The organism is Herbiconiux sp. FW305-C-125 (genome assembly GCF_058783455.1).
In genome coordinates this window covers 1-22,511 of the sequence record NZ_JBYSYO010000012.1, presented here as the reverse complement: position 1 = coordinate 22,511, position 22,511 = coordinate 1, and the positions used below count along the sequence as shown (strand labels likewise).

Annotated in this window: 33 protein-coding genes and 1 tRNA gene; 14 read left to right on the top strand and 20 right to left on the bottom strand. The window is 69.7% G+C overall.

The annotated features are described in order from the left end of the window. The first annotated feature begins 223 nt into the window (after positions 1-223). Positions 224-1,069 carry an aggregation-promoting factor C-terminal-like domain-containing protein gene (locus tag AC3WLB_RS21010; protein WP_492509385.1) on the top strand — a complete coding sequence of 282 codons (846 nt, stop codon included), beginning with the start codon at positions 224-226 and terminating at the stop codon, positions 1,067-1,069. Positions 1,070-1,203: 134 nt separating this feature from the next. Here AC3WLB_RS21010 and AC3WLB_RS21005 read toward each other — a convergent pair whose 3' ends face one another. After that, complete coding sequence (locus tag AC3WLB_RS21005) at positions 1,204-1,635, bottom strand: hypothetical protein (protein WP_492509383.1); 432 nt, start codon at positions 1,633-1,635, stop codon at positions 1,204-1,206. Positions 1,636-1,767: 132 nt separating this feature from the next. Between AC3WLB_RS21005 and AC3WLB_RS21000 the strand changes: the two genes are divergently transcribed. Next, positions 1,768-1,950 (top strand): DUF2188 domain-containing protein, encoded by a 183-nt coding sequence (locus AC3WLB_RS21000; RefSeq protein ID WP_492509381.1) that lies wholly within the window; start codon positions 1,768-1,770, stop codon positions 1,948-1,950. Positions 1,951-1,965: 15 nt separating this feature from the next. Here AC3WLB_RS21000 and AC3WLB_RS20995 read toward each other — a convergent pair whose 3' ends face one another. The 7 genes from AC3WLB_RS20995 to AC3WLB_RS20965 form a co-directional block, all read right to left on the bottom strand. After that, positions 1,966-2,103, bottom strand: a complete 138-nt coding sequence (locus tag AC3WLB_RS20995; RefSeq protein ID WP_022896736.1) for a hypothetical protein — start codon at positions 2,101-2,103, stop codon at positions 1,966-1,968. Beyond that, a complete protein-coding gene (locus AC3WLB_RS20990) occupies positions 2,100-2,429 on the bottom strand; it encodes a ubiquitination-like system serine protease family protein (RefSeq protein WP_492509379.1) in 330 nt (109 codons plus the stop codon). Before AC3WLB_RS20990 ends, AC3WLB_RS20995 begins: the two co-directional genes overlap by 4 nt. Before the next feature lie 148 nt (positions 2,430-2,577). Beyond that, positions 2,578-3,741 (bottom strand): MFS transporter, encoded by a 1,164-nt coding sequence (locus AC3WLB_RS20985; RefSeq protein WP_492509377.1) that lies wholly within the window; start codon positions 3,739-3,741, stop codon positions 2,578-2,580. Positions 3,742-4,002: 261 nt separating this feature from the next. Further along, positions 4,003-4,215: a hypothetical protein gene (locus tag AC3WLB_RS20980; RefSeq protein ID WP_492509375.1), complete on the bottom strand. Its 213-nt coding sequence runs from the start codon at positions 4,213-4,215 to the stop codon at positions 4,003-4,005. A 491-nt stretch (positions 4,216-4,706) separates the two neighbouring features. Further along, complete coding sequence (locus AC3WLB_RS20975) at positions 4,707-4,997, bottom strand: DUF4326 domain-containing protein (RefSeq protein WP_492509373.1); 291 nt, start codon at positions 4,995-4,997, stop codon at positions 4,707-4,709. Beyond that, a complete protein-coding gene (locus AC3WLB_RS20970) occupies positions 4,990-5,247 on the bottom strand; it encodes a hypothetical protein (RefSeq protein ID WP_492509371.1) in 258 nt (85 codons plus the stop codon). The genes AC3WLB_RS20975 and AC3WLB_RS20970 overlap by 8 nt, the downstream gene beginning before the upstream one ends. Then, positions 5,235-5,429 (bottom strand): hypothetical protein, encoded by a 195-nt coding sequence (locus tag AC3WLB_RS20965; RefSeq protein WP_492509369.1) that lies wholly within the window; start codon positions 5,427-5,429, stop codon positions 5,235-5,237. Before AC3WLB_RS20965 ends, AC3WLB_RS20970 begins: the two co-directional genes overlap by 13 nt. 18 nt (positions 5,430-5,447) lie before the next feature. Between AC3WLB_RS20965 and AC3WLB_RS20960 the strand changes: the two genes are divergently transcribed. Both AC3WLB_RS20960 and AC3WLB_RS20955 read left to right on the top strand, forming a co-directional pair. Continuing rightward, positions 5,448-5,951 carry a nitroreductase family deazaflavin-dependent oxidoreductase gene (locus AC3WLB_RS20960; protein ID WP_492509367.1) on the top strand — a complete coding sequence of 168 codons (504 nt, stop codon included), beginning with the start codon at positions 5,448-5,450 and terminating at the stop codon, positions 5,949-5,951. After that, the gene (locus AC3WLB_RS20955; RefSeq protein WP_492509365.1) at positions 5,938-7,140 is read left to right on the top strand and encodes a PP2C family protein-serine/threonine phosphatase; all 1,203 of its coding nucleotides are present in this window, start codon (positions 5,938-5,940) and stop codon (positions 7,138-7,140) included. Before AC3WLB_RS20960 ends, AC3WLB_RS20955 begins: the two co-directional genes overlap by 14 nt. Here AC3WLB_RS20955 and AC3WLB_RS20950 read toward each other — a convergent pair. Next, positions 7,118-7,528 carry an ATP-binding protein gene (locus AC3WLB_RS20950; protein WP_492509363.1) on the bottom strand — a complete coding sequence of 137 codons (411 nt, stop codon included), beginning with the start codon at positions 7,526-7,528 and terminating at the stop codon, positions 7,118-7,120. The genes AC3WLB_RS20955 and AC3WLB_RS20950 overlap by 23 nt on opposite strands. Beyond that, positions 7,521-7,853 carry an STAS domain-containing protein gene (locus AC3WLB_RS20945; RefSeq protein WP_492509361.1) on the bottom strand — a complete coding sequence of 111 codons (333 nt, stop codon included), beginning with the start codon at positions 7,851-7,853 and terminating at the stop codon, positions 7,521-7,523. The genes AC3WLB_RS20950 and AC3WLB_RS20945 overlap by 8 nt, the downstream gene beginning before the upstream one ends. 68 nt (positions 7,854-7,921) lie before the next feature. On the opposite strand from AC3WLB_RS20945, the gene AC3WLB_RS20940 reads away from it, so the two are divergent. Both AC3WLB_RS20940 and AC3WLB_RS20935 read left to right on the top strand, forming a co-directional pair. Further along, positions 7,922-8,137: a hypothetical protein gene (locus AC3WLB_RS20940; protein WP_022898564.1), complete on the top strand. Its 216-nt coding sequence runs from the start codon at positions 7,922-7,924 to the stop codon at positions 8,135-8,137. Continuing rightward, positions 8,134-8,685 (top strand): CDP-alcohol phosphatidyltransferase family protein, encoded by a 552-nt coding sequence (locus AC3WLB_RS20935; protein WP_492509359.1) that lies wholly within the window; start codon positions 8,134-8,136, stop codon positions 8,683-8,685. The genes AC3WLB_RS20940 and AC3WLB_RS20935 overlap by 4 nt, the downstream gene beginning before the upstream one ends. Here AC3WLB_RS20935 and AC3WLB_RS20930 read toward each other — a convergent pair whose 3' ends face one another. The 5 genes from AC3WLB_RS20930 to AC3WLB_RS20910 form a co-directional block, all read right to left on the bottom strand. Beyond that, complete coding sequence (locus AC3WLB_RS20930) at positions 8,686-9,060, bottom strand: iron chaperone (protein ID WP_492509357.1); 375 nt, start codon at positions 9,058-9,060, stop codon at positions 8,686-8,688. It lies immediately after the preceding gene. A 70-nt stretch (positions 9,061-9,130) separates the two neighbouring features. Then, positions 9,131-10,309, bottom strand: a complete 1,179-nt coding sequence (locus tag AC3WLB_RS20925; protein WP_492509355.1) for a sulfate/molybdate ABC transporter ATP-binding protein — start codon at positions 10,307-10,309, stop codon at positions 9,131-9,133. Further along, entirely contained in the window at positions 10,306-11,142 is an 837-nt protein-coding gene (locus AC3WLB_RS20920; RefSeq protein WP_492509353.1) for an ABC transporter permease, read from the bottom strand. The genes AC3WLB_RS20925 and AC3WLB_RS20920 overlap by 4 nt, the downstream gene beginning before the upstream one ends. A 26-nt stretch (positions 11,143-11,168) precedes the next feature. Beyond that, complete coding sequence (gene modA / locus AC3WLB_RS20915) at positions 11,169-12,008, bottom strand: molybdate ABC transporter substrate-binding protein (RefSeq protein ID WP_492509351.1); 840 nt, start codon at positions 12,006-12,008, stop codon at positions 11,169-11,171. Then, positions 12,005-12,409, bottom strand: coding sequence for a TOBE domain-containing protein (locus AC3WLB_RS20910; protein ID WP_492509349.1), 405 nt, complete (start codon positions 12,407-12,409; stop codon positions 12,005-12,007). The genes modA and AC3WLB_RS20910 overlap by 4 nt, the downstream gene beginning before the upstream one ends. A gap of 192 nt (positions 12,410-12,601) precedes the next feature. On the opposite strand from AC3WLB_RS20910, the gene AC3WLB_RS20905 reads away from it, so the two are divergent. Next, entirely contained in the window at positions 12,602-13,651 is a 1,050-nt protein-coding gene (locus AC3WLB_RS20905) for a LacI family DNA-binding transcriptional regulator (protein WP_022897878.1), read from the top strand. On the opposite strand, the gene AC3WLB_RS20900 is transcribed toward AC3WLB_RS20905, so the two are convergent. Next, entirely contained in the window at positions 13,648-14,241 is a 594-nt protein-coding gene (locus AC3WLB_RS20900; RefSeq protein WP_492509347.1) for a hypothetical protein, read from the bottom strand. The genes AC3WLB_RS20905 and AC3WLB_RS20900 overlap by 4 nt on opposite strands. On the opposite strand from AC3WLB_RS20900, the gene AC3WLB_RS20895 reads away from it, so the two are divergent. From AC3WLB_RS20895 to AC3WLB_RS20875, 5 genes are read left to right on the top strand one after another with little or no spacing between them, the layout of a single operon-like run. Then, on the top strand, positions 14,223-14,999 hold the full coding sequence (locus AC3WLB_RS20895; protein ID WP_492509345.1) for an ADP-ribosylglycohydrolase family protein: 777 nt from the start codon (positions 14,223-14,225) through the stop codon (positions 14,997-14,999). The genes AC3WLB_RS20900 and AC3WLB_RS20895 overlap by 19 nt on opposite strands. Further along, complete coding sequence (locus tag AC3WLB_RS20890) at positions 14,996-16,093, top strand: nucleoside hydrolase (RefSeq protein WP_492509343.1); 1,098 nt, start codon at positions 14,996-14,998, stop codon at positions 16,091-16,093. Before AC3WLB_RS20895 ends, AC3WLB_RS20890 begins: the two co-directional genes overlap by 4 nt. Before the next feature lie 3 nt (positions 16,094-16,096). Further along, positions 16,097-17,443, top strand: coding sequence for an ABC transporter substrate-binding protein (locus AC3WLB_RS20885; RefSeq protein WP_492509341.1), 1,347 nt, complete (start codon positions 16,097-16,099; stop codon positions 17,441-17,443). 3 nt (positions 17,444-17,446) lie between these two features. Next, positions 17,447-18,379 carry a carbohydrate ABC transporter permease gene (locus AC3WLB_RS20880; RefSeq protein ID WP_492509339.1) on the top strand — a complete coding sequence of 311 codons (933 nt, stop codon included), beginning with the start codon at positions 17,447-17,449 and terminating at the stop codon, positions 18,377-18,379. A 2-nt stretch (positions 18,380-18,381) separates the two neighbouring features. Then, positions 18,382-19,218 (top strand): carbohydrate ABC transporter permease, encoded by an 837-nt coding sequence (locus AC3WLB_RS20875; RefSeq protein ID WP_492509337.1) that lies wholly within the window; start codon positions 18,382-18,384, stop codon positions 19,216-19,218. A gap of 22 nt (positions 19,219-19,240) precedes the next feature. Here the strand turns inward: AC3WLB_RS20875 and AC3WLB_RS20870 are convergent. Further along, positions 19,241-19,311, bottom strand: a tRNA-Cys gene (locus tag AC3WLB_RS20870). 226 nt (positions 19,312-19,537) lie between these two features. Here AC3WLB_RS20870 and AC3WLB_RS20865 point away from each other — a divergent pair. Continuing rightward, positions 19,538-20,260 carry a hypothetical protein gene (locus AC3WLB_RS20865; RefSeq protein WP_492509335.1) on the top strand — a complete coding sequence of 241 codons (723 nt, stop codon included), beginning with the start codon at positions 19,538-19,540 and terminating at the stop codon, positions 20,258-20,260. Here the strand turns inward: AC3WLB_RS20865 and AC3WLB_RS20860 are convergent. Together AC3WLB_RS20860 and AC3WLB_RS20855 are read right to left on the bottom strand one after the other, a co-directional pair. Beyond that, positions 20,191-20,967 carry a hypothetical protein gene (locus AC3WLB_RS20860; RefSeq protein WP_492509333.1) on the bottom strand — a complete coding sequence of 259 codons (777 nt, stop codon included), beginning with the start codon at positions 20,965-20,967 and terminating at the stop codon, positions 20,191-20,193. The two genes, AC3WLB_RS20865 and AC3WLB_RS20860, sit on opposite strands and share 70 nt — an antisense overlap. A 67-nt stretch (positions 20,968-21,034) precedes the next feature. Next, on the bottom strand, positions 21,035-21,490 hold the full coding sequence (locus AC3WLB_RS20855) for a hypothetical protein (protein ID WP_492509331.1): 456 nt from the start codon (positions 21,488-21,490) through the stop codon (positions 21,035-21,037). Between the two features lie 168 nt (positions 21,491-21,658). On the opposite strand from AC3WLB_RS20855, the gene AC3WLB_RS20850 reads away from it, so the two are divergent. Further along, entirely contained in the window at positions 21,659-22,117 is a 459-nt protein-coding gene (locus AC3WLB_RS20850) for a hypothetical protein (RefSeq protein ID WP_492509329.1), read from the top strand. 20 nt (positions 22,118-22,137) lie between these two features. Here AC3WLB_RS20850 and AC3WLB_RS20845 read toward each other — a convergent pair whose 3' ends face one another. Then, positions 22,138-22,506 (bottom strand): RidA family protein, encoded by a 369-nt coding sequence (locus tag AC3WLB_RS20845; protein WP_492509591.1) that lies wholly within the window; start codon positions 22,504-22,506, stop codon positions 22,138-22,140. Positions 22,507-22,511 lie beyond the last annotated feature (5 nt).

Genomic DNA, 22,511 nt, shown 5'->3' with positions numbered 1-22,511 from the left:
CCGGATGACCGCGAACACCGCCGGTCGGCGCAGCCGTGACTGCCCGCCGGTGACCCGACATCGACCGTCACCGCCATCTGCCGCGCGGAGCCCGACACCTCGTCGTGCTGCTCCGCCGTGCCCGCTGCGAGCGAGCCAGTGCGGCAGGAGTGCTTCACGAACCCGACGTGTGTGCCCACCGTGCACGCGCATCCGCACTCCAGGGCCCGATCCAATGGACACAATGCGCAACTCCACACCCAGCCCCACCACCCCTACCACCCCCACGACCCGACGTGAGCGCCGGGACAGGCGCACCTCACGCCGCGCCCCCATCGCGGGACTCACCGCGGCCGCCGCCCTGGTGGCCATCGCCTCCTTCGCGCACCCGGCCGTCGCCAACGCGCAGAACGCAGCCGGGCTGTCGGCCGGCGTCACCGCCACCGCGGCCGTCGGCGCGGCGAAGGCCGACGAGCACTCCCAGCTGATCGAGCGCACCACCGAGCGTGCCGACAGCCGTGCGGAGGCGACCATCGAGCGCGCGACCTCCGTGCTCGCCGCCGCCAAGGGCAAGGTCGACACCGCGCCCCTCATCTCCTCGGTGGCGTCGCTGGCCAACTACCAGTACCTCGACACCACGACGGTGCAGACGCTCACGAACACGGCGGTCGCCGTGACGACGGCGGCCGAGAGCCAGGTCGCCGCCGTCGACAAGGCCGCCGCGGATGCCGCTGCTGCCGCCGCCGCTCAGGCCGCCGCCGACGCCGCCGCCCAGGCGAGCACCCCCGACGGGGCTCGCGCCATCGCGGCGCAGATGGCCGCGGACCAGTACGGCTGGGGCTCGGACCAGTTCCAGTGCCTCGACTCGCTCTGGAGCAAGGAGTCGGGCTGGAACTACCAGGCCGAGAACGCCTCGAGCGGTGCGTTCGGCATTCCGCAGTCGCTGCCGGGCAGCAAGATGTCGTCCATCGCAGACGACTGGGCCACCAACGCCGTGACCCAGATCTCCTGGGGTCTGGACTACATCGCCCGCGGCTACGGCACCCCGTGCTCGGCCTGGGGGCACTCGCAGTCCGTGAACTGGTACTGATCGCGGATGCTCCGAAACGCCGGCATCGGTCCGGCCTGCGCGTCGCCACGAAATGGTGCCGCCGGCGCCCGGCGCCGGCGCCGGGCGGCAGGTAGCGGGCGAGGTGGTCCGTGATTTCGAGGTTCGTGGATTTTTCAGCGTCTGGGAGGAGCGGCGGAGCTGGGTGGGAGTGGGTGAGTCCATATGAGATCGTCGCCGCTGCGATTGGTCCAGGTGACGGTGATGTTTTTCTGGAATCCGGTCCCCATGTGGGCGGTGGCCATGAACTTGATTGCGCTGCGTGCTCCGATGTCGATGCCCTGTGGGAGGTCCCCTACGGTGGCCATGTCCGCGTCGATGGACGCGCGCACGTCGTGTGCTGCGACCGGCGCGTTGTTTGTCAGCAGGTAGGCGCCGCCTGAGATCCATTCCACGGTCCACGGTGGGCCATCGAGAAAGGCCATCGCCTCTAGAGCGCCGGTTACTCGATCTTGTGCAGCTGCCGCGGCTTCCTCGGCCTTCTGCGCTCGTTCTGCGGAACGGCGAGCATCCACCATCTGGAATCCTGCGAACACCGCGGCGGCCACGGCACCAGCCGCTGCAACGAAGGCTATCCAAAGGGCGGCAACATGTGCGTGGAGACCGGGTAGAAGTGATCGAGTTGGAAGCGGTCGTCGTTCTGGTAGTCGTCGTGTGGGGCTTCGTAGTCGATGGGGAGGGTGCACAGCCAGCAGGGCGCGTCGTCGTCGCATCACGACACGCAGGCTGAGGCTGCCGCTGCTGCGCGTCAGTACCTGAACAACTCGTCTGGTGGTGGGGAGCTCAACATCCATGGTCGGGATGGGCAGCTCCGTCAGAAGGACACGATCAACAAGCAGGACCCGTATCCGCCGAAGGACTGATGTGGCGGGGCCGGTTCATCGGGGGACGCTGGCCGGCCCTTCTTCATGCTCGGGCTCTGGGTCGGCGGGTGCCAGGCGCAGCGAGTAGAGGGCGGCGAGCACGGCCAGCTTCATCAGGGTGATCCCGATGAGGATGACGGGCAGGGGTCTCATGCGTACGGCCAGTCGGGAAGGTCGACGGTTTGGCCGGCGAGCTCGTGCGTGGAGTCGGTCAGGAACTCGATGCGACCAGCTGTGACGAAGGAATGACACTGGGGCGTCTGCCGGATGTTGGCGGGTGCGGTGAGCGCTTCGCCTTCCAGGGAGTCATCGATCAGCGTGCCGTGCGAGTACACGAGTACGGACGGCTGGATGGTGGGGTGCTCGATGTCGTCATCGCATGTCCACCCGCCTGCACGGACGTCGATGTGGTGGGCGCTGTCGCAGCCTGGGCACCAGAAGAACCGGGAGTTGCCGGCCGCGATGTTGAGCTTCGTCATGGCGTCTCCTTCGACGTGGGTGCCGTTCCGGTCGCCGTGCCGCGGGTCAGGCGGGCTGGGTGAGGTGCTGCGCCCATCCCTCCTCGAGAGGGAAGTCGCCCGGTGTCACTGTGTCATCGACTGGTCCGACCACTACGTCGAGGGGCTTTCAGCCCCTCGCTACCCCCTCTCGGTACTCCTGGCCGGTGCGATCAATGACCCAGAAAGCTAGGGCCGCGCCGCACAAGATAATGACAGCACAGACGATGAATGCGGGTGCCCACCGGCCGTCAACGACGATGACGCCCACAGCAACCACTCCGACTGCCGCACCGATCGTGTCCGCGTTCGCCTGCAGGCTCATCCCGCGGGCGACCCGGCCCCCGCTCGCCTCCGAGACAAGAGTCTTCTGCAGCGGGTAGAGAAGCGCGAGTGAGGCCGACATGATGATCCACAGTGCGGCTACAAGGATCACCGGCGGCGAGAGTGCCAGCGCAGCCACGCTCACAGCAGTCGCGATAGAAGCAGCGACGTAGCCAGGTTTACGACCCCACCGCTCAACTACAGCGTGAAGGGGGCGCGGAAGAACGGTGAGTGCGATACCGCCCGGCAGGTAGACCAGAGCGATTTGCCAGACTTCGAGGCCAGCAGCTTGCAGCTGCAGCAGAAGCGCCAACCCCACACCAGCCTCAGCGGCAGTGGCGAAGCCACCAATCGTCATCAATGGCGCGAGTCGGCGGACATGTTCACGGATTCCGCCGGCAAGCTCCGCTCGCACGACGATCGGTTCCTTGGGGGTGAGCATCAAGCGCGCGCCCGCGGCGACCGCCGCAACGGCGAGTCCAATGAAGACCGCCGAGTATCCGAAGGCCCCGAGAAGGACCATCGCTGGCCCCCAGAAGATCCATGATCCGAGAGCCTCTGCCGACATGAGCCCCGCGAACGTTCCCGAGTTGTCTGCGAGGTACTCAGCGGCGATCGCGCGTAGGGAGATCCAGAACAGCGGGCCTGCGATCCCGCCGAGGAATGCCGCAACGAACGCCATTGCGGGTGTACTCGCTCCTGCGTAGATCAAGCAACTGAGGCTGAAGACGAAGGCTCCGACCGCCGCAACCCGGGACCGCGGTCGCGTATCAGCAAGATAGCCAGCGAGAGGTCGTACGAGCACCGACACGAAAAGCTCTGCGGCCACCAGCCATCCGATCACAGGGGCTCCGAGCCCAAGCATCGCTCCCGCCCACAGCGGAACGAGAAAGTCGAGCAGTTCGACAGGCCCACTCAGCAGCGTCGCCGATGTCCTTATCGCTCGGCTGCGCACTGCGTTCGTCGACATCCGACCACTGTATCCGCGGGTGGGCAGTGCGCATCACGCGTCGACCCTGCCCACCCGCGGTGCTTGCCACTTACCCAGTAGCCGGGGTGACGAGTTCGCGCCCCCTGGCGCCAGGTTGTCAGCCCTGTGTCACCACCGGAAGAGAACGGTGGCGGGTCTGAGATGCACGAAACCCACCGAGAGGCTGGCTCTGATCAGTGGGTGCAGAAGTGCTTACCTTGTAGTGAAACTGTGCAATGCCGTAGGCGTCAAGTAGAGCACCTAATCTTTTTTCGCGAATTGGTGGAGGCGTTCGTTGAGGATGCGGACCCGGAGCATCCTGAGGAGGTCGTCATGTGCGATGTACCGGCGGCCACCGATGGTCTTGAAGGGCATGCCGTGGCGCATCCAGTAGTAGATCGATCGGCGCGAGCGGTGAACCCGGCGCGAGGCGGATCGGATGTCGTAGAGCTCGCGGTCTTCAGTCGCTGACACGTCGGTATGCCTCCCACATGTGGTTGGGGGTCTCATGGGCGGTCTGGGTTGCGGCTTTCGGCGTGCTCGCCACTGTGGGGATATTCGCCGCCGGCGAGATCATCAAGCTGCGCCGCGACTCGCAGAAGCGCCGCGACGACGCGGTCGGCGCAGTGCTAGACGCGCTAGAGCGGGTGCTCACCCACTCGACTCTCCCTCGCCTTTTCTGGAAGTGGATGCCCCTTGAAACAGTCATCGTCGCTCGGACATGCGCCTGTTCTCAGTGCTTCCTAAACGGGACTGGATACTCGTCGAGTGGTTGGGGTACCGCGCACTAGCTCTCGCCAAAGAGCGAACGATCGACGGCAAGGTGAAAATCGCGTCAGAGATGGAAGCAACTGTGATGGGTTGGATGCAGAAGCCCGCCAACGTGTTGAGCAACCTCGAACGTGCCGCGAAGGACCCGAACAACGACTTCGAGCCCACCTTCAACGTCTCCTGAGGCAGGCTCATCAGCCGTTCGCGATCTTGAGGAGCACGTCAGCGTGGCAGGGCTGGTCGAGCGGGCACCAGCATGCGAGATTCTTGCCGGCGAGCTCGTCGCGGACCTGCTCCCGAAATCCTTCGAAGGATCGGCCCGGGCGCGTGGCCATCTCGCGGAACTGCTCGACCGCGTTGGCCCGGTTGAAGGCGTTCACACCGACACGGAAGGGGTTCCCCCATTTCGATGGACGGGCCACCACGACCGTGTTGTCGGGTTTGCGCCATCCCTTGCGGCGCGATAGCTGGTTGCGCTCAGGCATCACTCCCCTCCGCTCGTTCTGCGGCGCGCTGCGCCTTGATCTCGGCCCATCGCGCACGCCTGCGTTCCGAGTCCAGGCGGTCGGCGCGAAGCCGGCCGAGCTGCTCAGCGGTGTGCTTCGCCTGGAACTGGTGGAGCGCGATCTCCATCTCGAGGCGGAGTTCGCTGTATTCGGGTTCCGCTGCGATGCTCTTCAGCATCTCGGCTAGTCCGGGGTCGTCTGTCCTCCACTCGGTGATCAGCTTCGGCACCACTTCACCTGCTCTCGGAGGATCTGACGGTCTCGCACGATCAGGGCGTCCGCTTCGTCCCTCGCCCATGCGGCCCCGTTGAGCCACCACTGCGAGCCGTCGCCGAGGGTCACCATGTTGCCTTCCCGGCGCACCAGGCCACCGTGTGCGAGTTCTTCTTTCCGGTCCTGTGTCTGGCCCATCAGCGGCACAATGGGGTGATGGCTTCCTTCGTGCGTGCGGTGCGGATCGTCGTGGCCCGCTTCTCGCGCACCCGCTTCTTCCGCCGGGTGGGCCCCACCATCATGCCGCCGCTCGAGCGCGGCATGACCTGGCTCACGCGGGGCCGCGTGCAGCTGAGCGGCTTGCTCGTGCCCTCGCTGGTGCTCCACACCGTCGGCGCGAAGTCCGGCCTCGAACGGGAGACCGCATTGATGTACGTTCCCGAACCCGGTGGGCGGATGCTCGTCACCGGCAGCAACTTCGCGGGTGCTTCGCATCCGGCCTGGAGTACGAACCTGATCGCGCATCCGGAGGCCTGGGTCAGCCGCCGCGGCCGCCGGATCGATGTGCGCGCGACGCTGATCGGCGACGACGAGCGCGAGGCAGTGTGGGCGTACATCGAGCGTCAGTGGCCGGGCTACCGGGGCTATGAGCGGGCGTCGGGGCGCACGCTCCGAATCTTCCGGCTGGTGCCTTACGCTAGCTCGCATGGGGTTGGGTGAGCAGGAGTCCGAGAACGACGACGCCTTCGAGCGGAACCGGGTGGCGGCGGTGCGGCGGCTGGAGCTGCTCGACACCCCGGCCGAGGAGCGCTTCGACCGCATCACCCGCATCGCCCGTGAACTGTTCCGGGTGCCGGTCGCCGAGATCAACCTGATCGACGACGCGCGGCAGTTCACGAAGTCGCCCCACCTGCCGGGCAAGTCGTTCGCGATCGACCGCACGGATTCGTTCTGCGAGGTCACCATCCAGCGCCCCGGGGTGCTGGTGGTGCCGGATGCGACGGCGGACGAGCGGTTCGCGCATCGCCTGCCGGTCTCCGACGAGCGGCACATCCGGTTCTACGCCGGGCGGCCGCTCAGCCTCGGCGACGACTACCGGGTGGGGACCCTCTGCCTCGTGGACACCGCCCCGCGCCAGTTCAGCGACGACGAGCGCCGGCTGCTCGACGAGATGGGCCAATGGGTGGAGCGGGAGCTGCAGGACACCGCCGACCTCGACCGCGCCGCCGAGGTGCAGCAGGGTCTGCTGCCGCAGGACCAGCCGGCCCGGCCTGACTACGACGTGGCCGGCATCTGCCTGCCCGCGAAGGGGGTGGGCGGCGACTTCTACGCCTGGCACGGCGACGGCGCCGTCATCGAGCTCACCCTGGCCGACGTGATGGGCAAAGGTGCGGCGGGGGCCATCATGGCGGCCGCGGTGCGCTCCGCGTTCCAGTCCCGCAGCGGCACCGACGTGGTGGGCGCGGTCGCGGCCGTGAACGAGCAGCTCGCCCACGACCTCGGCATCATCGGCAGCTTCGCCACCCTGTTCCATGCGGTGATCGACACCCGCACCGGGCGTATCGACTACGCGGATGCGGGGCACGGCCTCTCGGTGCTGGTGCGTCGCGACGGAACGGCGGAGCGCCTCGCGGCGACGGGCCTCCCCATCGGCATCGTCGCCGAGGGGGAGTGGACACGAGGCACGGCGACGCTCGAACCCGGCGACCAGCTCGTCACCTTCACCGACGGTGTGCTCGACCTGTTCGACGGCACGCTCGACTCGCTCGGCCGGGTCGCGGCGATCGTGCAGGGCGCCGGTTCACCGCAGGAGGCGGTGACGCGATTCGCCGAGCTCACCGAGGCCGCCCGCACCGCCGGCGCGGACGACGTGACCGTGGTGGTGGTCAGCCGGCGCGACCCCGCGTGATCGTCCAGACGTTGCGGTCGTCGACGCGTTCGTAGCGCAGCTCGTCGACGAGAGCCTGGATGAGCGGGATGCCCCGCCCCGACTCGGAGAGCGCATCCGGCATCTCCCGGCCCATCAGCACGATGCCGCCCGCGTCGGCGGTGTCGGCGAGGGTCGCGGCGAGGCCGTTCTCGTCGGCGGTGACCGAGAGCACGCAGGTCACCCCGCGGGCACCGCCGGCATGCTGGATGACGTTGGTCGCGAGTTCGATCAGGGCGGTCTCGAAGGCCATGCGCTCGAGGTCGGAGACCTCCGGATTCGCGGACCACACGGTCTCGAGAAAACCGTGCACCGCATCCACGTCGTCCGGCGGCGTGGTGAAGACGAGGCTGCTGCGCTCCTCAGTCACGGTACGCCGCCTCGACCGAGTCGTAGGGGGTGAGGATCTTGTCGACGTTGGAGAGCGTCAGCACCATGCCGACCTGCGTGGACGGAGCCACGATGCGGAGGTCGCCCGACGCCTCCCGTGCCGACTTCAGGCAGCCGATCAGGGCGCCGAGACCGGAGGAATCCATGAACGGAACGCGGCTGAGGTCGACCACGATGCGTGACTCGCCGGCGTCGATGCGCCGCTTCACCGTCTCGCGCAGTGCCGGGCCGGAGACCATGTTCAGGCGCCCGTCGCCGCGGATCACCGCGATGCCGTTGCCGAGCGATTCGGTCGTGAACTCCATCGATGAATACCCCCTGGAAGTAAGCTTGCTCCAGGCTAGCGAACGACCGGGCCGGGAGAGGGGATGCGATGTCCGATCCGGAGCGCGCCATCGCGCGTATCGTGCAGACCTATCCGAACGTCAAGGTCGTGCTGAGCGACTCGGTGTTCAACGACTCGTACTTCCACTCGGCGGGGCCGGACGGGGGCATCCTGTACGTCAACGCAGAGCTGACCGAGGTGATCGCGGCCCAGGCGGGGTGGACCGGAACCATCATCACGACCGAGGCGCTGCCCGACGCGTGAACGTGCCCAACGCCATCTCGTTCGGGCGACTCCTCATCCTCACCCCGCTGTTCGTGGTGCTGCTCGTGGTGTTCCGGAGCCCGCTGGCGGCGCTCATCACGCTCATCGTGCTCGGCATCACCGACTGGGCCGACGGCTTCATCGCCCGGCGGTTCGACCAGACCACCGACCTGGGTAAGAAGCTCGACCCGATCGCCGACCGGGTGAGCCAGTTCGTGGTGTGCGCCACGCTCGTGGTGGTGGGGCTCGTGCCGCTCTGGATGGCGATCGTCATCCTGGTCAGCGACCTGCTGCTCGGCATCACGATCCTGGTGCGGAAGCCCGGCATCGTGCCGGTGAAGTGGATCGGGCGGGTGCGCACGGTGCTCCTCATGGTGGGCTTCCCGTTGCTGCTCGTGATCGCGTCGTTCTGGCCCGACTCGGTGCCGTTGAACCTGTTCGCCCTGGTGGTGGTCGGCGCCGGATGCGTGCTGCACGCGATCGCGAACCTCAGCTACACCTACACGCTACTGCGTACCGCCGCGCCCGCCGCCGTCGGCTCGGACTAGTCAGCCCCGCGCATCCACTTCTGCGATGCGGCGTTCGACGACGAGGCGCACGGTGGCGTCGCTCAGCGGCTCGTCGTTCGGGAACTGCAGGGTGGCGCCGGAGAGAGTGCCCTCGGTGAGGGCCCCGTCGTTCGCCAGCGCGGCGGCCAGCGGTGGGCTCATGAGGTGCAGGCTGCAGTGCTTCTGCGCCGCGGACAGGCCCAGGAGGCCCTTGCCGCGGTAGGTGAAGACGGGGATCCGGTACGAGATGCGTTCGGTGGTTCCGGGGATGGCGGCGAGCAGAGCCGTTCGCACCGCGCCGAGGGCGGCTCGCTGCCCCTCGGGAACGGCGGCCAGGTACTCCTCGACGGTGTCGGCCGCGTAACCGCGTGCCATGGTGTCCTCCTCGATCGGCTGGCCCCAGGGTACTCAGCCTCGCCGGGCGCCGGAACCCCGGACGGGCGGCTCAGAGCGGGTAGGCGAGCGCGTCGGTGGCGTCGAAGGTGCAGCGGATCGGCGTGCCGGGGGCGAGGTCGAGGGCGGCGACGCGCGCCGGGGCGAGGTCGGCGGCGATGAGCTCGTTGCGCACGCGCACCACGTCGCCCCGCGGTTCGAGGTCGAGTACGGTGCCGGGCACGACGTTCGTGGGGGTGGAGTGCGGCACCCGCTGGGCTGCGGGGTCGGCGGCGGTCGAGACCTCGACGAGGGACGGGCGGATGGCGACGGCAGCCGGAGCGCCAGGGGTGAGGGGTGCATCCGTCGCCGCCAGGAGGCGCAGGCCGCCGTCGACGACGACCATGCCGAGGGCGGCAGGTGCGCCGGGTGCGCCGGGTGCGGGACTGGTGGTTGCGGCGCCGGCGGTGGCGGCCGACGCGTCGGCGGTGCCGATGAGGGCGTTCAGCCCGGCGAGACCGGCGGTGAACTGGTTCGAGGGGCGTTCGAGCACCGCGCGGGTGGGGCCGCTGTCGACGATGCGGCCGCCGTCCATGACCACGACGCGGTCGGCGAGCATGAAGGCGTCGAGGATGTCGTGGGTCACGATGACCGCGGTGCGGCCGGCCAGCACGCGGCGGAGCATGCGCCGGAGAGCCGGCGCGACCGCGACGTCGAGGGCGGCCATCGGTTCGTCGAGGAGGAGCAGGCGGGGCTCGGCGGCGAGCGCACGGGCCACCGCGATGCGCTGCGCCTGCCCGCCGGAGAGCTGCGCGGGCGTGCGGTCGGCGAACTCGGCGGCGCCCACCTCGTCGAGCCAGTGCGCGGCGATGCGGTCGGCCTCGGCCCGGCCGAGACGGCGGCCGGCGTGGGTGCCGCGCCCGCGGCTGCTGCGCGGCCCGAACGCCACGTTGTCGAGCGCGCTCAGGTGCGGGAAGAGCAGCGCCTCCTGCGCGAGCAACGACACGCCTCGCTCGTGCGGTGCGAGCCACCGCCGGGGTGCCCGGCGGCTCGGGGCGTGCAGGTCGAACAGGGTCGCGTCGCCCAGCACGGCGCGCCCGGCATCCGGCCGGATGAGGCCCGCGAGGATGCCGAGAAGGGTCGACTTGCCGGCGCCGTTCGGGCCGAGCACCGCGACGGTCTCGCCCGCCGCGATCGAGAGGGTGACGTCGAAGCCGCGTTCGTCGAGCCGGGCCTCGAACTCGAGGCTCACGAGCCCGCACCGCCCCGGCGGATGCGCAGCGGCCCCGACTCGCCCGCCTGATGCGCGATGCTCACCACGATGATCGCCACGGCCACCAGCACGAGGGAGAGGGCGACCGCCGCATCCGGATCGGTCTCGCGCTGCAGGTAGATCTCGAGCGGCAGCGTGCGGGTGACGCCCTGCAGGCTGCCGGCGAAGGTGAGGGTGGCGCCGAACTCGCCGAGGGCCCGGGCGAACGAGAGCACCGCGCCGGAGACGAGAGCCGGCAGCACGAGCGGCAGGGTGATGCGGCGCAGCACCGTGCCGGGTGCGGCGCCGAGGGTGGCGCCGACCGCCTCGTACCGCGTGCCCACCGTGCGGAGCGCCCCTTCGAGGCTCAGCACGAGGAAGGGCAGGGCGACGAAGGTCTGCGCGAGCACGACCGCGGTGGTGGAGAAGGCGATCTCGATGCCGAGCAGGTCGAAGGTCGATCCGAGCAGCCCCCGCCGCCCGAAGGTGTAGAGCAGCGCGATGCCGCCCACCACCGGCGGGAGCACGAGCGGCAGCAGCACCAGCGAGCGCAGGATCTTCTGGCCCCAGAACCGGGTGCGGGCGAGCACGATCGCCATCGGCACACCGAGCACGATGCAGAGCGCCGTGGCGGTGAGGGAGGTGCGGAGGCTCAGCCACAGCGCGGCGATCGACGACTCGGAGGTGATGAGCGGGATGAACTCGGCCCAGTTCACCCGCACAACCATGCCGGCGAGCGGCACCACCACGAACAGGGCGCCGAGCGCCGCGACCACCGCCACCCAGCGCGGCACGCCGGCGTACCGGGCGGAGGTGAGCGGGTGGTGGGTCATGACGGGTTCGCGGGCCGGCCGGCGGCCTACGGTGCCCCGAAGCCGGCGGCGGCGAGCACGCCCTGCCCCACCGTGCCGGTGACGAAGTCGACGAAGGCCTGCGCCACGTCGGCCGTCTTCGAGTCCTGCACGACCGCGATCGGATAGGTGTTCACCGCTTCGCTCGACTCCGGGAACTCGATGCCGGTCACGGCCGAGCCCGCGGCGGCGACGTCGGTCACGTAGACCAGGCCGGCATCCGCTTCGCCCGAGGTGACCTTGCCGAGCACGTCGGTGACCGACGACTCCTCGCTCACGGGGGAGAGCGTCACCCCGGTGGCCTGCTCGACGGCGGTGGTCGCCGAGCCGCACGGCACCTGCGGGGCGCAGACGACGACCTTCACGCCGGGTGCGGCGAGGTCGGCGAAGCCGGCGATGCCGGCCGGGTTCGACGGCGGCACCGCGATCTCGAGCACGTTGGTCGCGAAGTCGACCGGTGCCGAGGCGTCGATCAAGCCGGCGTCGGTGAGCTTCTTCATGTTCTTCTCGTCGGCCGAGGCGAAGACGTCGGCGGGGGCGCCCTCGGTGATCTGGGTGACGAGGTCGCTCGATCCGGCGAAGTTCAGTTCGACGCTCGTGCCGGGGTTCGCCGCCTCGAACTCGTCGGCGAGGTCGGTGAAGGTCTGCTTGAGCGAGGCGGCGGCGAAGACGGTGATCGAGCCCTCGAGCGCCGGTGCGCTGGCCATGGGTGTGGTGCTCGGCGCAGAGGTGACGGCCGGGTCTGCCGAACCCGGCGCCGCGCATCCGGCCAGCAGGGCGACGACGGATGCGGCGACCAGGGCCGAGGCGGCTCGGCCGAGCGGGTGGGTGGTTCGCGAGCGGGTCACGCCTTCCCTCCGGGGGTCTCGATGATGACGGTCGTGGCTTTCACGACGGCGATGGCAACGGAGCCGAGTTCGAGGCCGAGTTCGCGCACCGCTTCGCTCGACATGAGCGAGACGACGCGGTGCGGGCCGCATTGCAGTTCGACCTGCGCCATCACGGTGTCCAGGGTGATCTCGGTGACGAGACCCACGAAGCGGTTGCGGGCGCTGCGCCCGATCTCCGACGGGTCGGCCGGCAGCACGGCGTTCTCGCGGGCGAGTCGGGCGAGCGAGAGCCCGTCGACCGCGCTGCGCCCGGATGCGTCCTTGCTGCTCTCGAGCACGCCCGAGTCGATCCAGCGTCGCACGGTGTCGTCGCTCACGCCGAGGAAGGCCGCGGCATCCTTGATTCGTATCTGCGTCACATCAGTCATATTAGCGCCGCATCTGCGGAATCAGCGCCTGATACCCGACGACGCCGAGATGCGATGCCACTGCAGCGCTTGACGATCGATCGCCAGAGCGCTACGGTCAAATACGCAAACTAGTTTGCAGACGTTGCGAACTGATATTGCAGCTCACGCAGTCGAGCTCTCCAACGGAAAGGATGAACCGGTTTGGACAACGATGTCGACACCCGGACGGAACGCGACCGCCGTCACCAGCAGGCGCGCGCATCGTTGAACATCCAAGCCGTCGCGGACGCCGCCGGAGTCAGCAAGACCACGGTGTCGCACGTGCTCTCGGGCAACCGGCCGGTATCCGCGGCGACCCGGCGCAAGGTCGAGAGGGTGATGGACGAGCTGGGCTATCGCCCCAACTTCTTCGCCCAGGCGCTCAACTCCAAGAAGAGCCAGACGATCGCGTTGATCGCCCAAGACATCACCAACCCGTTCTACCCGGCGCTCGCGCGGGGTCTGCAGACGTCGGTCGCCCGCGCCAACCAGGTCGTGATGCTCTTCGACGCCGGCGGCGGCCAGAACCTCACCCGTGCCTTCGTCGACGAGATCATCCAGCGCCAGGTCGACGGAGTCGTCGTCGCCGTGAGCAACGTCGAGGACGAGTTGCTCGAACTGCAGCGCGCCGGCATCGCCGTGGTGGCAGTCGGGTCAGGGCTCAGCGGACTCCCCATCGACTGGGTGTCGGGCGACGACGAGCGCATCGGCTCCGACGCCACGATGCACCTCCACCTGGCAGGGCACAGCCGCATCGCCACGATCAGCGGCCCGCCTTCGGCGGAGCCCGGCACCGGCCGCCTCGCCGGCTACGTGAAAGCCATGAACGAACTCGGCCTCGGCGTCGACCCGAAGCTCTGTGCGGTGGGTGACTGGACGAAGGAGGGCGGCGCGGATGCGCTGCTGCGGCTGCTCGAACAGGCCGAGCCCCCCACCGCCGTGTTCTGCGCCAACGACCTGATGGCGATCGGCGCGCTCGGTGCCGCCCTCGAGTCGGGGCTCCGGGTGCCCGACGACCTGGCCATCATCGGCGTCGACGACATCGACGCCGCGAGCCTCGTGCGTCCCGCCCTCACCACTGTGCACGTCCCTGTTCAGGAGATCGGTCGTGCCGCAGGCGACCTGCTCCTGCACCGGATCGCCGAACCCACCGAGACCTCCCATCGCCATGTGCTCGTGCAGCACTCGCTCGTCCAGCGCCAGTCCGTCTAATCCCACCGTCGACACCGGCTTTCAGAACCAGGATCCCCATGCATGACGTCCTCGACGACCGCGATCTCGTTCCCGACGAGGCGGAGCAGCTGCTCCACAGCGGTCATCCCGCCGGCCCCTTGCTCGCCGAGGCGCGCGCTGCGGCAGCCGCCGCCGACTACCCGCGCCTCGTCGCGCTCGGGGAGCTGCTCGCCGCACTGCCCGTCCAGCGCGACTGGCCGTACGACGAGGCCGATGACGACGCCACCCTGGGCGCCCTGGCCGACGCCCTGCCCGCGCTGACGGTCGACCGCAGCGGCGGGAACGGTGGTCTCGCCGATCGCATCCACGGCGCCTGGCTCGGTCGCTGCGTCGCCAACACCATGGGCAAGCCCGTGGAAGGTCTCACCCGCGACGAGGTGGGCCGCTATCTCCGTGCGGTCGGTCAGTGGCCGCAGACCGGCTACCTCCCGCTGCTCGCCGACCTGCCGGAGGGGGTGAGCCACCTGCACGAGTCGGCGCCGTTCGCCTCGGCCGGCACCTTCGCCGACGTGCCGCGCGACGACGACCTCGACTGGACCATCCTCGGCCTGTGGATGCTCGAGGAACACGGTGCCGCGCTGACGACCGCCGACGTCGCGCGCAGCTGGCTCGATCGCCTGCCGTTCACGCAGACCTTCACCGCCGAACGCGCCGCCTACCGCAACATCGTGCGCGGCGTGCCGGTCGACCAGGCGGCGATCGTCGCAACCCGTACCGCGAGTGGATCGGTGCGCTCATCCGCGCGGACATCTTCGGGTACGTGCACCCCGGGAGGCCGGGCGAGGCGGCGCGCGCCGCCGTCGTCGACGCGCGGCTCAGTCACGTCGCCAACGGGGTGCTCGGCGAGGTCTGGGCAGCGGCTCTGGTCGCGGCTGCGCTCGCGAGCGACACCGCGAGGGCGGCTCTCGACGTGGCCGCCCGCGCCGTGCCCGCACGGTCCCGGCTGGGCGAAGCGCTCACGGCCGTGCTCGCCCTGCACGCCGACGGCGGCACGGCCGACCAGGCGCTGGCCTGGGTCGACGAACGGCTGGGCCACTACAACTGGGTGCACACCGTCAACAACGCAGCCCTCATCTCGATCGGCCTCCTCTGGGGTGAGGACTTCACGACCTCGGTGGCCCTCACCATCTCCGGCGGTCGTGACACCGACTCCTCGGCCGCCACCGTCGGGAGCGTCTACGGGGCTCTGCACGGCGTCAGGTCGATACCCGCCGATCTCGCCGGCGCCACCCATGTGCGGGTGCGCAGTGCGGTGCGCGACTTCGACCGGGTGGAGATCGCGGAGCTGGCCCGGCGCACCCTGGCGGTCGAGGAGGCACTGCGATGAGCGCCGGCGACGCCGTCGAGGCCACCGATCTGCCTTCCGGCACCGCCGCCCGGCCGCTGCCGGTGGTCATCGACACCGATCCTGGGCTCGGCGAGCCCGGCAGCGACATCGACGACGGTCTGGCCATCGCTCTGGCCCTCCGCTCGCCCGAACTGGATGTGCTGGGGCTCACCATCGTCAACGGCAACGTCGACGCTCTCACCGGCACGCACGTCGCCCGCACCCTGGTCGAGCGGCTGGGTGCGCCGGAGCTGCCTGTGCTGCTCGGCGCAACCGAGCCGCTGGTGCGCGACATGGCGCCGGTGCGAGCGCTCTTCGACGCCGTCTTCGAGGGGGACCAGCCGGCGACCGCACCCGTGGCGGCTCTTCGGGGCCCGACCCGGACCGAGCACGCCGCCGACTACCTCGTGCGCCTCGCCGCCGAGCGCCCTGGCGAACTCGTGGTGATCGCGATCGGCCCCATGACGAACCTCGCCCTCGCCGTGCAGCGCGACCCCGCCTTCGCCGCGAACGTGCGCGAACTCGTGCTGATGGCGGGCAGCGCCACCGGCTACGCCCAGAACATCACCGTCGTCGGCGACTTCAACGCCTACGTCGACCCCGAAGCCCTCGACGTCGTCCTGCGGAGCGGGGCCCGCATCCGGATGGTCGGCCTCGACCAGACCTCGAAGGTCATGCTGACCCGGGACGACGCCGCCGCGCTGCGTCGCACCGACGACGCCTTCAGCCGCTGGGCCGCCGACTGCACCGACGCCTGGATCGACTTCCTCGGCCGCGCGTTCCCCAACCGCGTCGAGCACCGCACCGCGTGCTTCCTCCACGACCCGCTCGTGGTGGCCGCGGTGACGCATCCGCAGCTCCTGCACTGGCAGACCGCCGCCGTGCAGGCCGAGACCGAGAGCGAGCTCGCCCGCGGGCTCGTTGTCGCCAACCGCGGGCTCGCCCTCGAGCCCGCTGGTCCGCCGAACGCGACAGTCGCCGTCGAAACCGGTGTCGACGACTTCCGTCGCCTCTTCCTCGAGCGCATCAGCGCCGGCGGTGCGGCCGAACCCGACCGCGAATCCGACCCACACAGCACCTCACCGAAGGAGTAGACCATGGCCGTTCACAACGGAGTGACTCGCTGGCTCACCGCCGGGGCGATCATCGGGGCGGCGACGCTCGCCCTGACCGCCTGCAGCGGCGGCAGCGGATCGAGCGGCGGTATCGACGGTGTCGCGCCCGCGACGCTCACCGAGCCCACCGACCCGATCACCATCACCTACGCCGGCGCCGCTTACGACGCCGACCAGATCAAGCCCGTCATCGACGCCTTCGAGAAGGCGCACCCCACCATCACCGTCAACTACGAAGCGGTGCCGTTCGACGACTTCAACAGCGTGCTCGCCGCGCGGCTCACGAACTCGAGCGACGCCATCGACGTGTTCGACGTCGACATGCCGCGCACCGACGCCTATGTGGCGCGCGGCTGGCTGGCCGATCTCACGAAGACCTTCCCCGATCTGGCCGATGCCGTCGACCCCGGAAGCCTCGAGGCGGCCACCGTCGACGACAAGCTCGTCGCGATGCCCTACCAGACCTCGACGAACATCCTCTACTACAACAAGGAGCTGCTGGCCGCGGCCGGGGTCCCGGCCCCGTCGGCCGATCCGGATGCGCGACTCAGCTGGGAGGAGGTGACCGCCGACGCCCAGAAGGCCACAGCGGCGGGCGCCCAGTACGGTCTGATCTTCGATCAGATCGACCGCTACTACCAGCTCGAGCCGCTCGCCATCAGCGCCGGCGGGGGTCCCGGTGCGACCGGGGCAGGCAACCTCGAGCCCGACATCACGAACGAGGGCTGGACGAAGGCCTTCGACTGGTACGGCAGCCTCTTCGCCGACGGCCTCTCGCCGCGGGGCGTGGCGGTAGCCGACACCCCGAACATGTTCGCGGCGGGCCAGAGCGCGTTCTACGTGGGTGGCCCCTGGTGGGGCACGCAGTTCACCGCCGAGCAGTACCTCGACTTCGGGGTGGCTCCGTTCCCGGCCTTCGAGGGCGGTGAGGCGGCCACCCCGACCGGCGGCTGGTCGCTCGGCCTCAACCCGAAAGCCACGGCCGACAAAGCGAATGCGGCGGCGATCTTCATGCAGTTCATGGGCATCGACGACGGCGGCTACGCGCAATACCTGTCGGCGCTGGCCGTGCCGCCGTCGAACCTCGAGGGCAGCCAGAAGTTCTACGACTCCGACACCTTCAAGGATCCGCGGTTCGCCGGAGTGGTCGACCTGATGAAGTACGAACTGGCCAACACCGCCACCTTGCGCTTGCAGACCGTGGGCTACGTGGAGTTCGAGGACATCATGACGAAGACCTTCGACGACATCATCAACGGGACGGATGCGAGCACCGCGCTCGAGTCGGCCACCGGTCAGCTCTCGGATGCCTGGGAGAAGTTCCAGTAGCCCATGACCGCTCCAAGCCTCCTCACCCAGGCTGCGGGTTCCCGGCGGAAGGGGGCGCGCATCACCCGACGCAACGTCGTGGCTGCCGCCCTCTTCCTCGCCCCGACCGTGGTGCTCATCGTGGTGCTCCGCATCGTGCCCACCGTCTCCGCCGTCGCCGACTCCACCCGGTCGGGACTGCCCGGCAGCCTCGCCGCCCCCGAGTTCGTCGGCGTCGACGTGTTCACGAAGATGTTCTCGAGTGCCTCGTTCTGGAACTCGGTGACCCAGACTCTCGTCTTCAACGTCATCGTCAATCCGCTGCAGATCCTGCTCGCACTGGCGCTGGCCGTGCTGCTCACCCGCAACATCCCCGGCCGGGGGCTCTGGCGCACGCTCATCTTCCTGCCGGCCGCGGTTCCCCTGGCGGGGTCGACGATCGTCTGGGGCATCGCCCTCCGTCCCGACGGCCCGGTCAACGGCTTCCTGGAGCTGTTCGGTCTCCCGGCGCAGCCCTGGTTCACGAGCCCCGACCAGGTGATCATGTCGCTCATCATCCTGGCCAGCTGGATCGGCATCGGCTATTGGATGATGTTCCTCATCGCCGGCCTCAACGACATCCCGCCGGTCTACTACGAGGCCGCCCGCATCGACGGCGCCGGCGCGGTGCGCACCTTCTTCTCGGTCACCCTGCCGATGCTGCGGCGGCCGCTGCTCTTCGTCCTCGTGGCCGACACGGTCGCCAACTTCGTGCTCTTCGCGCCGGTGCAGATCCTGACCGGTGGTGGGCCGGAAGGACGGTCGAACTTCTTGATGTACGACATCTTCCATCGCAGCTACGAGCTCAGCGACCCTTATCAGGCCTCGGCCGAACTGGTCGTGCTGCTGGCGATCATGATCGCGATCGTGGCGGTGCAGTTCAAACTGCTCGGCTCCGACGACACCGGGGAGGAGTGAGCATGCGCCGCAATCCGCTCGGCCGTGTGGTGCTCACCGTGACGGCAGTCGCCATCTCGCTCGCTTTCCTCGTGCCGGTGCTGTGGCTTCTCGCGAGCACGTTCCGCACCGCCACCGAGACCTTCGCCAGCAGCTCGCCGCTCAGCTGGGACGTGCTCTGGCCGAAGGACTTCACCCTGGTGAACCTGGAGTCGGCGGTCGACAGCGGCTTTCTCACCGCGCTCGGGAACAGTCTCCTGGTGGCGGCCGTCACGGTCGTGGTCGGGCTCGGCATCAGCGCAGCCGCCGCCTTCGCGCTGGCCGTCATTCCGTTCAGGGGCCGATCGGTCGTGTTCACCATCGTGGTGCTGAGCTTCCTGGTGCCGTTCGAGGCGATCGCCATCCCGCTCTCCCGGAGCTTCAGCGAGTGGGGGCTGACCAACACGCTGATCGCCCTCATCCTCCCCGGGCTCGGCAACGGGCTCGCCGTGTTCACGCTGCGGCAGTTCTTCCTCGGCATCCCGCATTCCCTGTCAGAGGCGGCTCACCTCGACGGCGCGAACTGGTTCCGCATCTTCTGGTCCATCTACCTGCCGCTCACCCGGCCGGCGCTGATCGGGGCCGGGCTCATCCTGTTCCTGTTCCAGTGGCAGGCCTATCTCTGGCCCATCCTCGTCACGTCGAATGCGTCGCTCGATCTCGCCCCGGTCGCGATCGCGAAGTCCTTCGGGGCGTTCTCGACCGATTACGGCCGCGTCTTCGCCGAGACGGCGATCCTCGCCGTCATCCCGGCGGTGGTGCTCCTTGCGCTGCAGCGCTACTTCGTCACGTCCGTGGCGTCGACGGGCAGCAAGGAATGAGCAAGGAACGAGCGAGGAATAGAGGCACCTACGGGATTCGAACCCGTGTAGACGGTTTTGCAGACCGCTGCGTAGCCACTCCGCCAAGGCGCCGGGGTGTTCGCTCGACACTAGCCGAGGTTCGGCAGGGCGCCGTCATTGTTACGTCGCGTTGTTCCCGTTCGCCCGGCGTGTTGCCGGTGGACGCGGCGGTCGCGGCGCGGTAAGACTGGGAGAACGAACGGATGCGCGCCGACCCGGTGCGCATCCGCTCCGTCTCCGCCCCGGGCGGAGGCGACCCGAACCGGCAGCGTCGCCGGGGCAAGAAGCGAGGAAGTACATGCGCGGAACAACGGAGTTCCCCGATTCAGGTGCGACTGCGCGCACCACACCGGCCGGTACGGCGGCCGAGATCGCGGCGGCGGATGCCCGGGCGGGCTGGTTCGTGCTGCACGCGGCCGTGGCGTCGGCGGTGGCCGCCGCCCTGTCCTATCAGCTGACGGTGCTCGTCGTGACCGGCGGCGCGATCGACGCGTGGCCGTCGGTGACCTTCGCGGCGTTGGTGGTCGGGCTGACCGCGGGCGGGTGGACGGCGCTCGTCGCGTTGCCGACCTGGCCGTTGCTGAACGCGCAGGCGGCGCGGCGCGAGCGCTGGCACGCCGCGCATCCGGTGGTGCCCGGCGACGCGAGGCACGTGGAGGCGGCGGGCGGCCCCGGCGCGGCGCCGCGCGCACGGGCGCTGCGGTGGCGGGGGTTCTCGGTGCTGCACATCGTGGCGATCGGCACGGCGGTGCCGTGGATCGTGCTGTCGCTGCTGCTCGGGTCGTGGCAGGCGACCACCATCACGATCGTGGTCGCGGTGGTGGCGGGCGCCGCCGGCGGGTTCGCCGGGGCGAGACGCGTCTGGCGCCCCAACCGTCGCGCTGCGCTGTCCGGGCAGGGCGCGCCACGCCTGGGCCCGGCGCTCGAGCACCTCCCGGCCGAAGCGACCCTTCAGTCGCGTGGCTCGTCGCCCGCGGGCGCGGCCGGCCGCATGAAGGGTGTGAGGTCGTCGGACCGGTAGCCGCGGAAACGGAGGCCCTGGGGCCCGTCGGCGGGGCGCAGCAGCTCGTCGAGCTCGGCGTCGGGATCATCCGCCCGGCCGCTCTCCTCCTGCTCCGGCGTTCGGGAGGCTCCGCCGAGACGGACGCCGCCCTGGCGGTTGATCGTGCCGGCGACGATGGCGAGCACCGCGATCAAGAGGGCGGCGATCAGCACGCTCGGGGCGAGGAAGCCCACGATCTGCACGAAGGTGAACAGCGGGGAGTACGAGCATCCGTTCTCGTCGCAGGTCGTTCCGAAAGCGCCCTGGGCAACCGGCAGCGAGACGACGACGGACGCGGCCAAGCAGATGCCGGCCGCCACGATGGCGAAGATCCAGAGTGCCCGGACGGGGAGCAGCATGCGCGGAGCGCTCTCGGTGGTCATCGTCGCCTCCCAGGGCTGGTCGATCTCGTCGTGGTCCGGGGTGGCTGATGGCAGGCCGCCAGGCCTGATCGCGCCGGTCAGCAGGCTGAAGCCGAGCGCGAACACTCCGGCGGCGGCCAGGGGCGGCCCGAGGTAGCGGCCCACGCCGCCCAGCACGAACAACACATCGTTGTCGGTGCGGCAGTCGCCCACGCTGGTACAGGTCATCTGGTGCGGCAGGAAGATGACACCGAGCACGGCGGCGACGCCCAGCACGATGCACACCACACCGGCGACCCGGAGCAATCGCGTCGCTCTGCCCATCGACTCCACGCCGCTCCCTCCACCGCTCGGTCGGCCGACGTCATCCGCCGGCACGGTTTCGTCGAGGTTAGCGGGTTCGCTCTGGGACTCCCACTCCCATCGGGTTCACGATCACGAGGTCGGCCTCCGGCCAGCGCGCGGCGAAGAAGTCGGCCGCCCACTGCACGCGCTCAGGGTCGCCCGCGTCGTCGATGAGAGCGATGACGTCGACCGCCCCGAAGTTCTCTTCGATCTGCCAGAGCGCGTCGGTCAGCGACAGGATGCCCGGCTCCCGGATCTCGGCCGACAGCACCGCATCGCCCCACTCGTTGACGAGCATCGCGAACGGGCTCACGTCCGGCGCGAGCAACGCGACCTGCCGTCCGTTGCGGAGCAGGGGCCCGGCGACATCCCGCGCGGCTTCACCGCGGGCGCTCACCACGCACCACACCTGTCCGCTGTTGCGGCCGGCCTCGACGACCCCTTCGACGACCTCCTCGCCGATCGAACCTGCCGCGTCGCGTCCCCGAATCGTCCGCACCATCTCGACCCTCCGTACCCGGCGTCCTGCCGTCCCCTCCATGCTCGCGCGCCGGCCGCTGCGGCGAATCGTCCTCAGGGTGGAGATTCCGGGTGCGCCAGTCGTCCTTCCGCGGTACTCAGGTGCCGCGCGCGTGTTCCGGCTAGGCTGGCCGCTCGGATCGGGGGAGCGATGACCATAGGCGAGAACCAGCCCGGGCATGATGCACACGACCTCCCGGCGGTGGGCGCCGCGGCGGTCGCCGCCGGCGTCACCGCGATCGTCGTCTCCCAGATCGAGCTCGTCATCGGAGCCGACGGCGACTCTTCGCTCTGGGGCTTCGCGATCGTCGGCAGCCTCCTGTTCGGCGCGCTGTTCGGCGGCGGTGCAGCCCTGCTGACCGTCATCGCCTGGGCCATCCGCACCACTCGGGGAGCGCGCCTCAGCCGCCGTGCCGGCCTCGCGCTCAGCTGCGCGCTGCTCACCGCGGGCCTCCTCGGGGTGACGACCCTGTTCGCCGCCTGGTCGAGTCATCCCGGATTCCTGCTGCCGACCGCAGCCGCTTCATCGCTCTCCGGCATCCTCGCAATCCTCTGGGCGAGCGCTCGGTCCTCGCACTCCGCACGCTCAACCGCGTCGCAGCCGCGCTGAAGCCCGCGGGTGAGCGCGGGTCAGGCGGGCGGGACGGCGGCGACCGCCTCGATCTCGACCAGGACGCCGGGGCGCGACTCCGGGACGGCGATCACCGTGACCGCCGTGCGGTGACGCCAGACGGCGGCGCTCGCCGCGTAGGCCTCGTTGGGGTCGACACCGGTGGTGAGGTAGATCGTGAGCTTCGCCACGTGTTCGGGCCCGGTGCCCGCCTCGGCGAGCACGGCGAGCACGTTGCGGAGCGCCTGCTCCGTCTGAGCGCCGAGGCCCTCGAGCAAGGTGCCCGAGCTGTCGATCCCGTTCTGCCCGCCGACGTAGAGTGTCGGCCCGGCCGGGAGGATCATGCCCTGCGTGAACGCGGGGCTGCGCGGAATGGACGGGGGATCGATCGACG

Excerpts from the sequence above, each read along its gene's own strand:
- AC3WLB_RS21010 (WP_492509385.1), top strand. The coding sequence starts at position 224 with ATGCGCAACTCCACACCCAGCCCCACCACCCCTACCACCCCCACGACC.
- AC3WLB_RS20995 (WP_022896736.1), bottom strand. The coding sequence starts at position 2,103 with ATGAGACCCCTGCCCGTCATCCTCATCGGGATCACCCTGATGAAGCTG.
- AC3WLB_RS20990 (WP_492509379.1), bottom strand. The coding sequence starts at position 2,429 with ATGACGAAGCTCAACATCGCGGCCGGCAACTCCCGGTTCTTCTGGTGC.
- AC3WLB_RS20985 (WP_492509377.1), bottom strand. The coding sequence starts at position 3,741 with ATGTCGACGAACGCAGTGCGCAGCCGAGCGATAAGGACATCGGCGACG.
- AC3WLB_RS20975 (WP_492509373.1), bottom strand. The coding sequence starts at position 4,997 with ATGCCTGAGCGCAACCAGCTATCGCGCCGCAAGGGATGGCGCAAACCC.
- AC3WLB_RS20965 (WP_492509369.1), bottom strand. The coding sequence starts at position 5,429 with ATGGGCCAGACACAGGACCGGAAAGAAGAACTCGCACACGGTGGCCTG.
- AC3WLB_RS20960 (WP_492509367.1), top strand. The coding sequence starts at position 5,448 with ATGGCTTCCTTCGTGCGTGCGGTGCGGATCGTCGTGGCCCGCTTCTCG.
- AC3WLB_RS20955 (WP_492509365.1), top strand. The coding sequence starts at position 5,938 with ATGGGGTTGGGTGAGCAGGAGTCCGAGAACGACGACGCCTTCGAGCGG.
- AC3WLB_RS20945 (WP_492509361.1), bottom strand. The coding sequence starts at position 7,853 with ATGGAGTTCACGACCGAATCGCTCGGCAACGGCATCGCGGTGATCCGC.
- AC3WLB_RS20940 (WP_022898564.1), top strand. The coding sequence starts at position 7,922 with ATGTCCGATCCGGAGCGCGCCATCGCGCGTATCGTGCAGACCTATCCG.
- AC3WLB_RS20930 (WP_492509357.1), bottom strand. The coding sequence starts at position 9,060 with ATGGCACGCGGTTACGCGGCCGACACCGTCGAGGAGTACCTGGCCGCC.
- AC3WLB_RS20920 (WP_492509353.1), bottom strand. The coding sequence starts at position 11,142 with ATGACCCACCACCCGCTCACCTCCGCCCGGTACGCCGGCGTGCCGCGC.
- AC3WLB_RS20890 (WP_492509343.1), top strand. The coding sequence starts at position 14,996 with ATGAGCGCCGGCGACGCCGTCGAGGCCACCGATCTGCCTTCCGGCACC.
- AC3WLB_RS20885 (WP_492509341.1), top strand. The coding sequence starts at position 16,097 with ATGGCCGTTCACAACGGAGTGACTCGCTGGCTCACCGCCGGGGCGATC.
- AC3WLB_RS20880 (WP_492509339.1), top strand. The coding sequence starts at position 17,447 with ATGACCGCTCCAAGCCTCCTCACCCAGGCTGCGGGTTCCCGGCGGAAG.
- AC3WLB_RS20875 (WP_492509337.1), top strand. The coding sequence starts at position 18,382 with ATGCGCCGCAATCCGCTCGGCCGTGTGGTGCTCACCGTGACGGCAGTC.
- AC3WLB_RS20865 (WP_492509335.1), top strand. The coding sequence starts at position 19,538 with ATGCGCGGAACAACGGAGTTCCCCGATTCAGGTGCGACTGCGCGCACC.
- AC3WLB_RS20860 (WP_492509333.1), bottom strand. The coding sequence starts at position 20,967 with ATGGGCAGAGCGACGCGATTGCTCCGGGTCGCCGGTGTGGTGTGCATC.
- AC3WLB_RS20855 (WP_492509331.1), bottom strand. The coding sequence starts at position 21,490 with ATGGTGCGGACGATTCGGGGACGCGACGCGGCAGGTTCGATCGGCGAG.
- AC3WLB_RS20850 (WP_492509329.1), top strand. The coding sequence starts at position 21,659 with ATGACCATAGGCGAGAACCAGCCCGGGCATGATGCACACGACCTCCCG.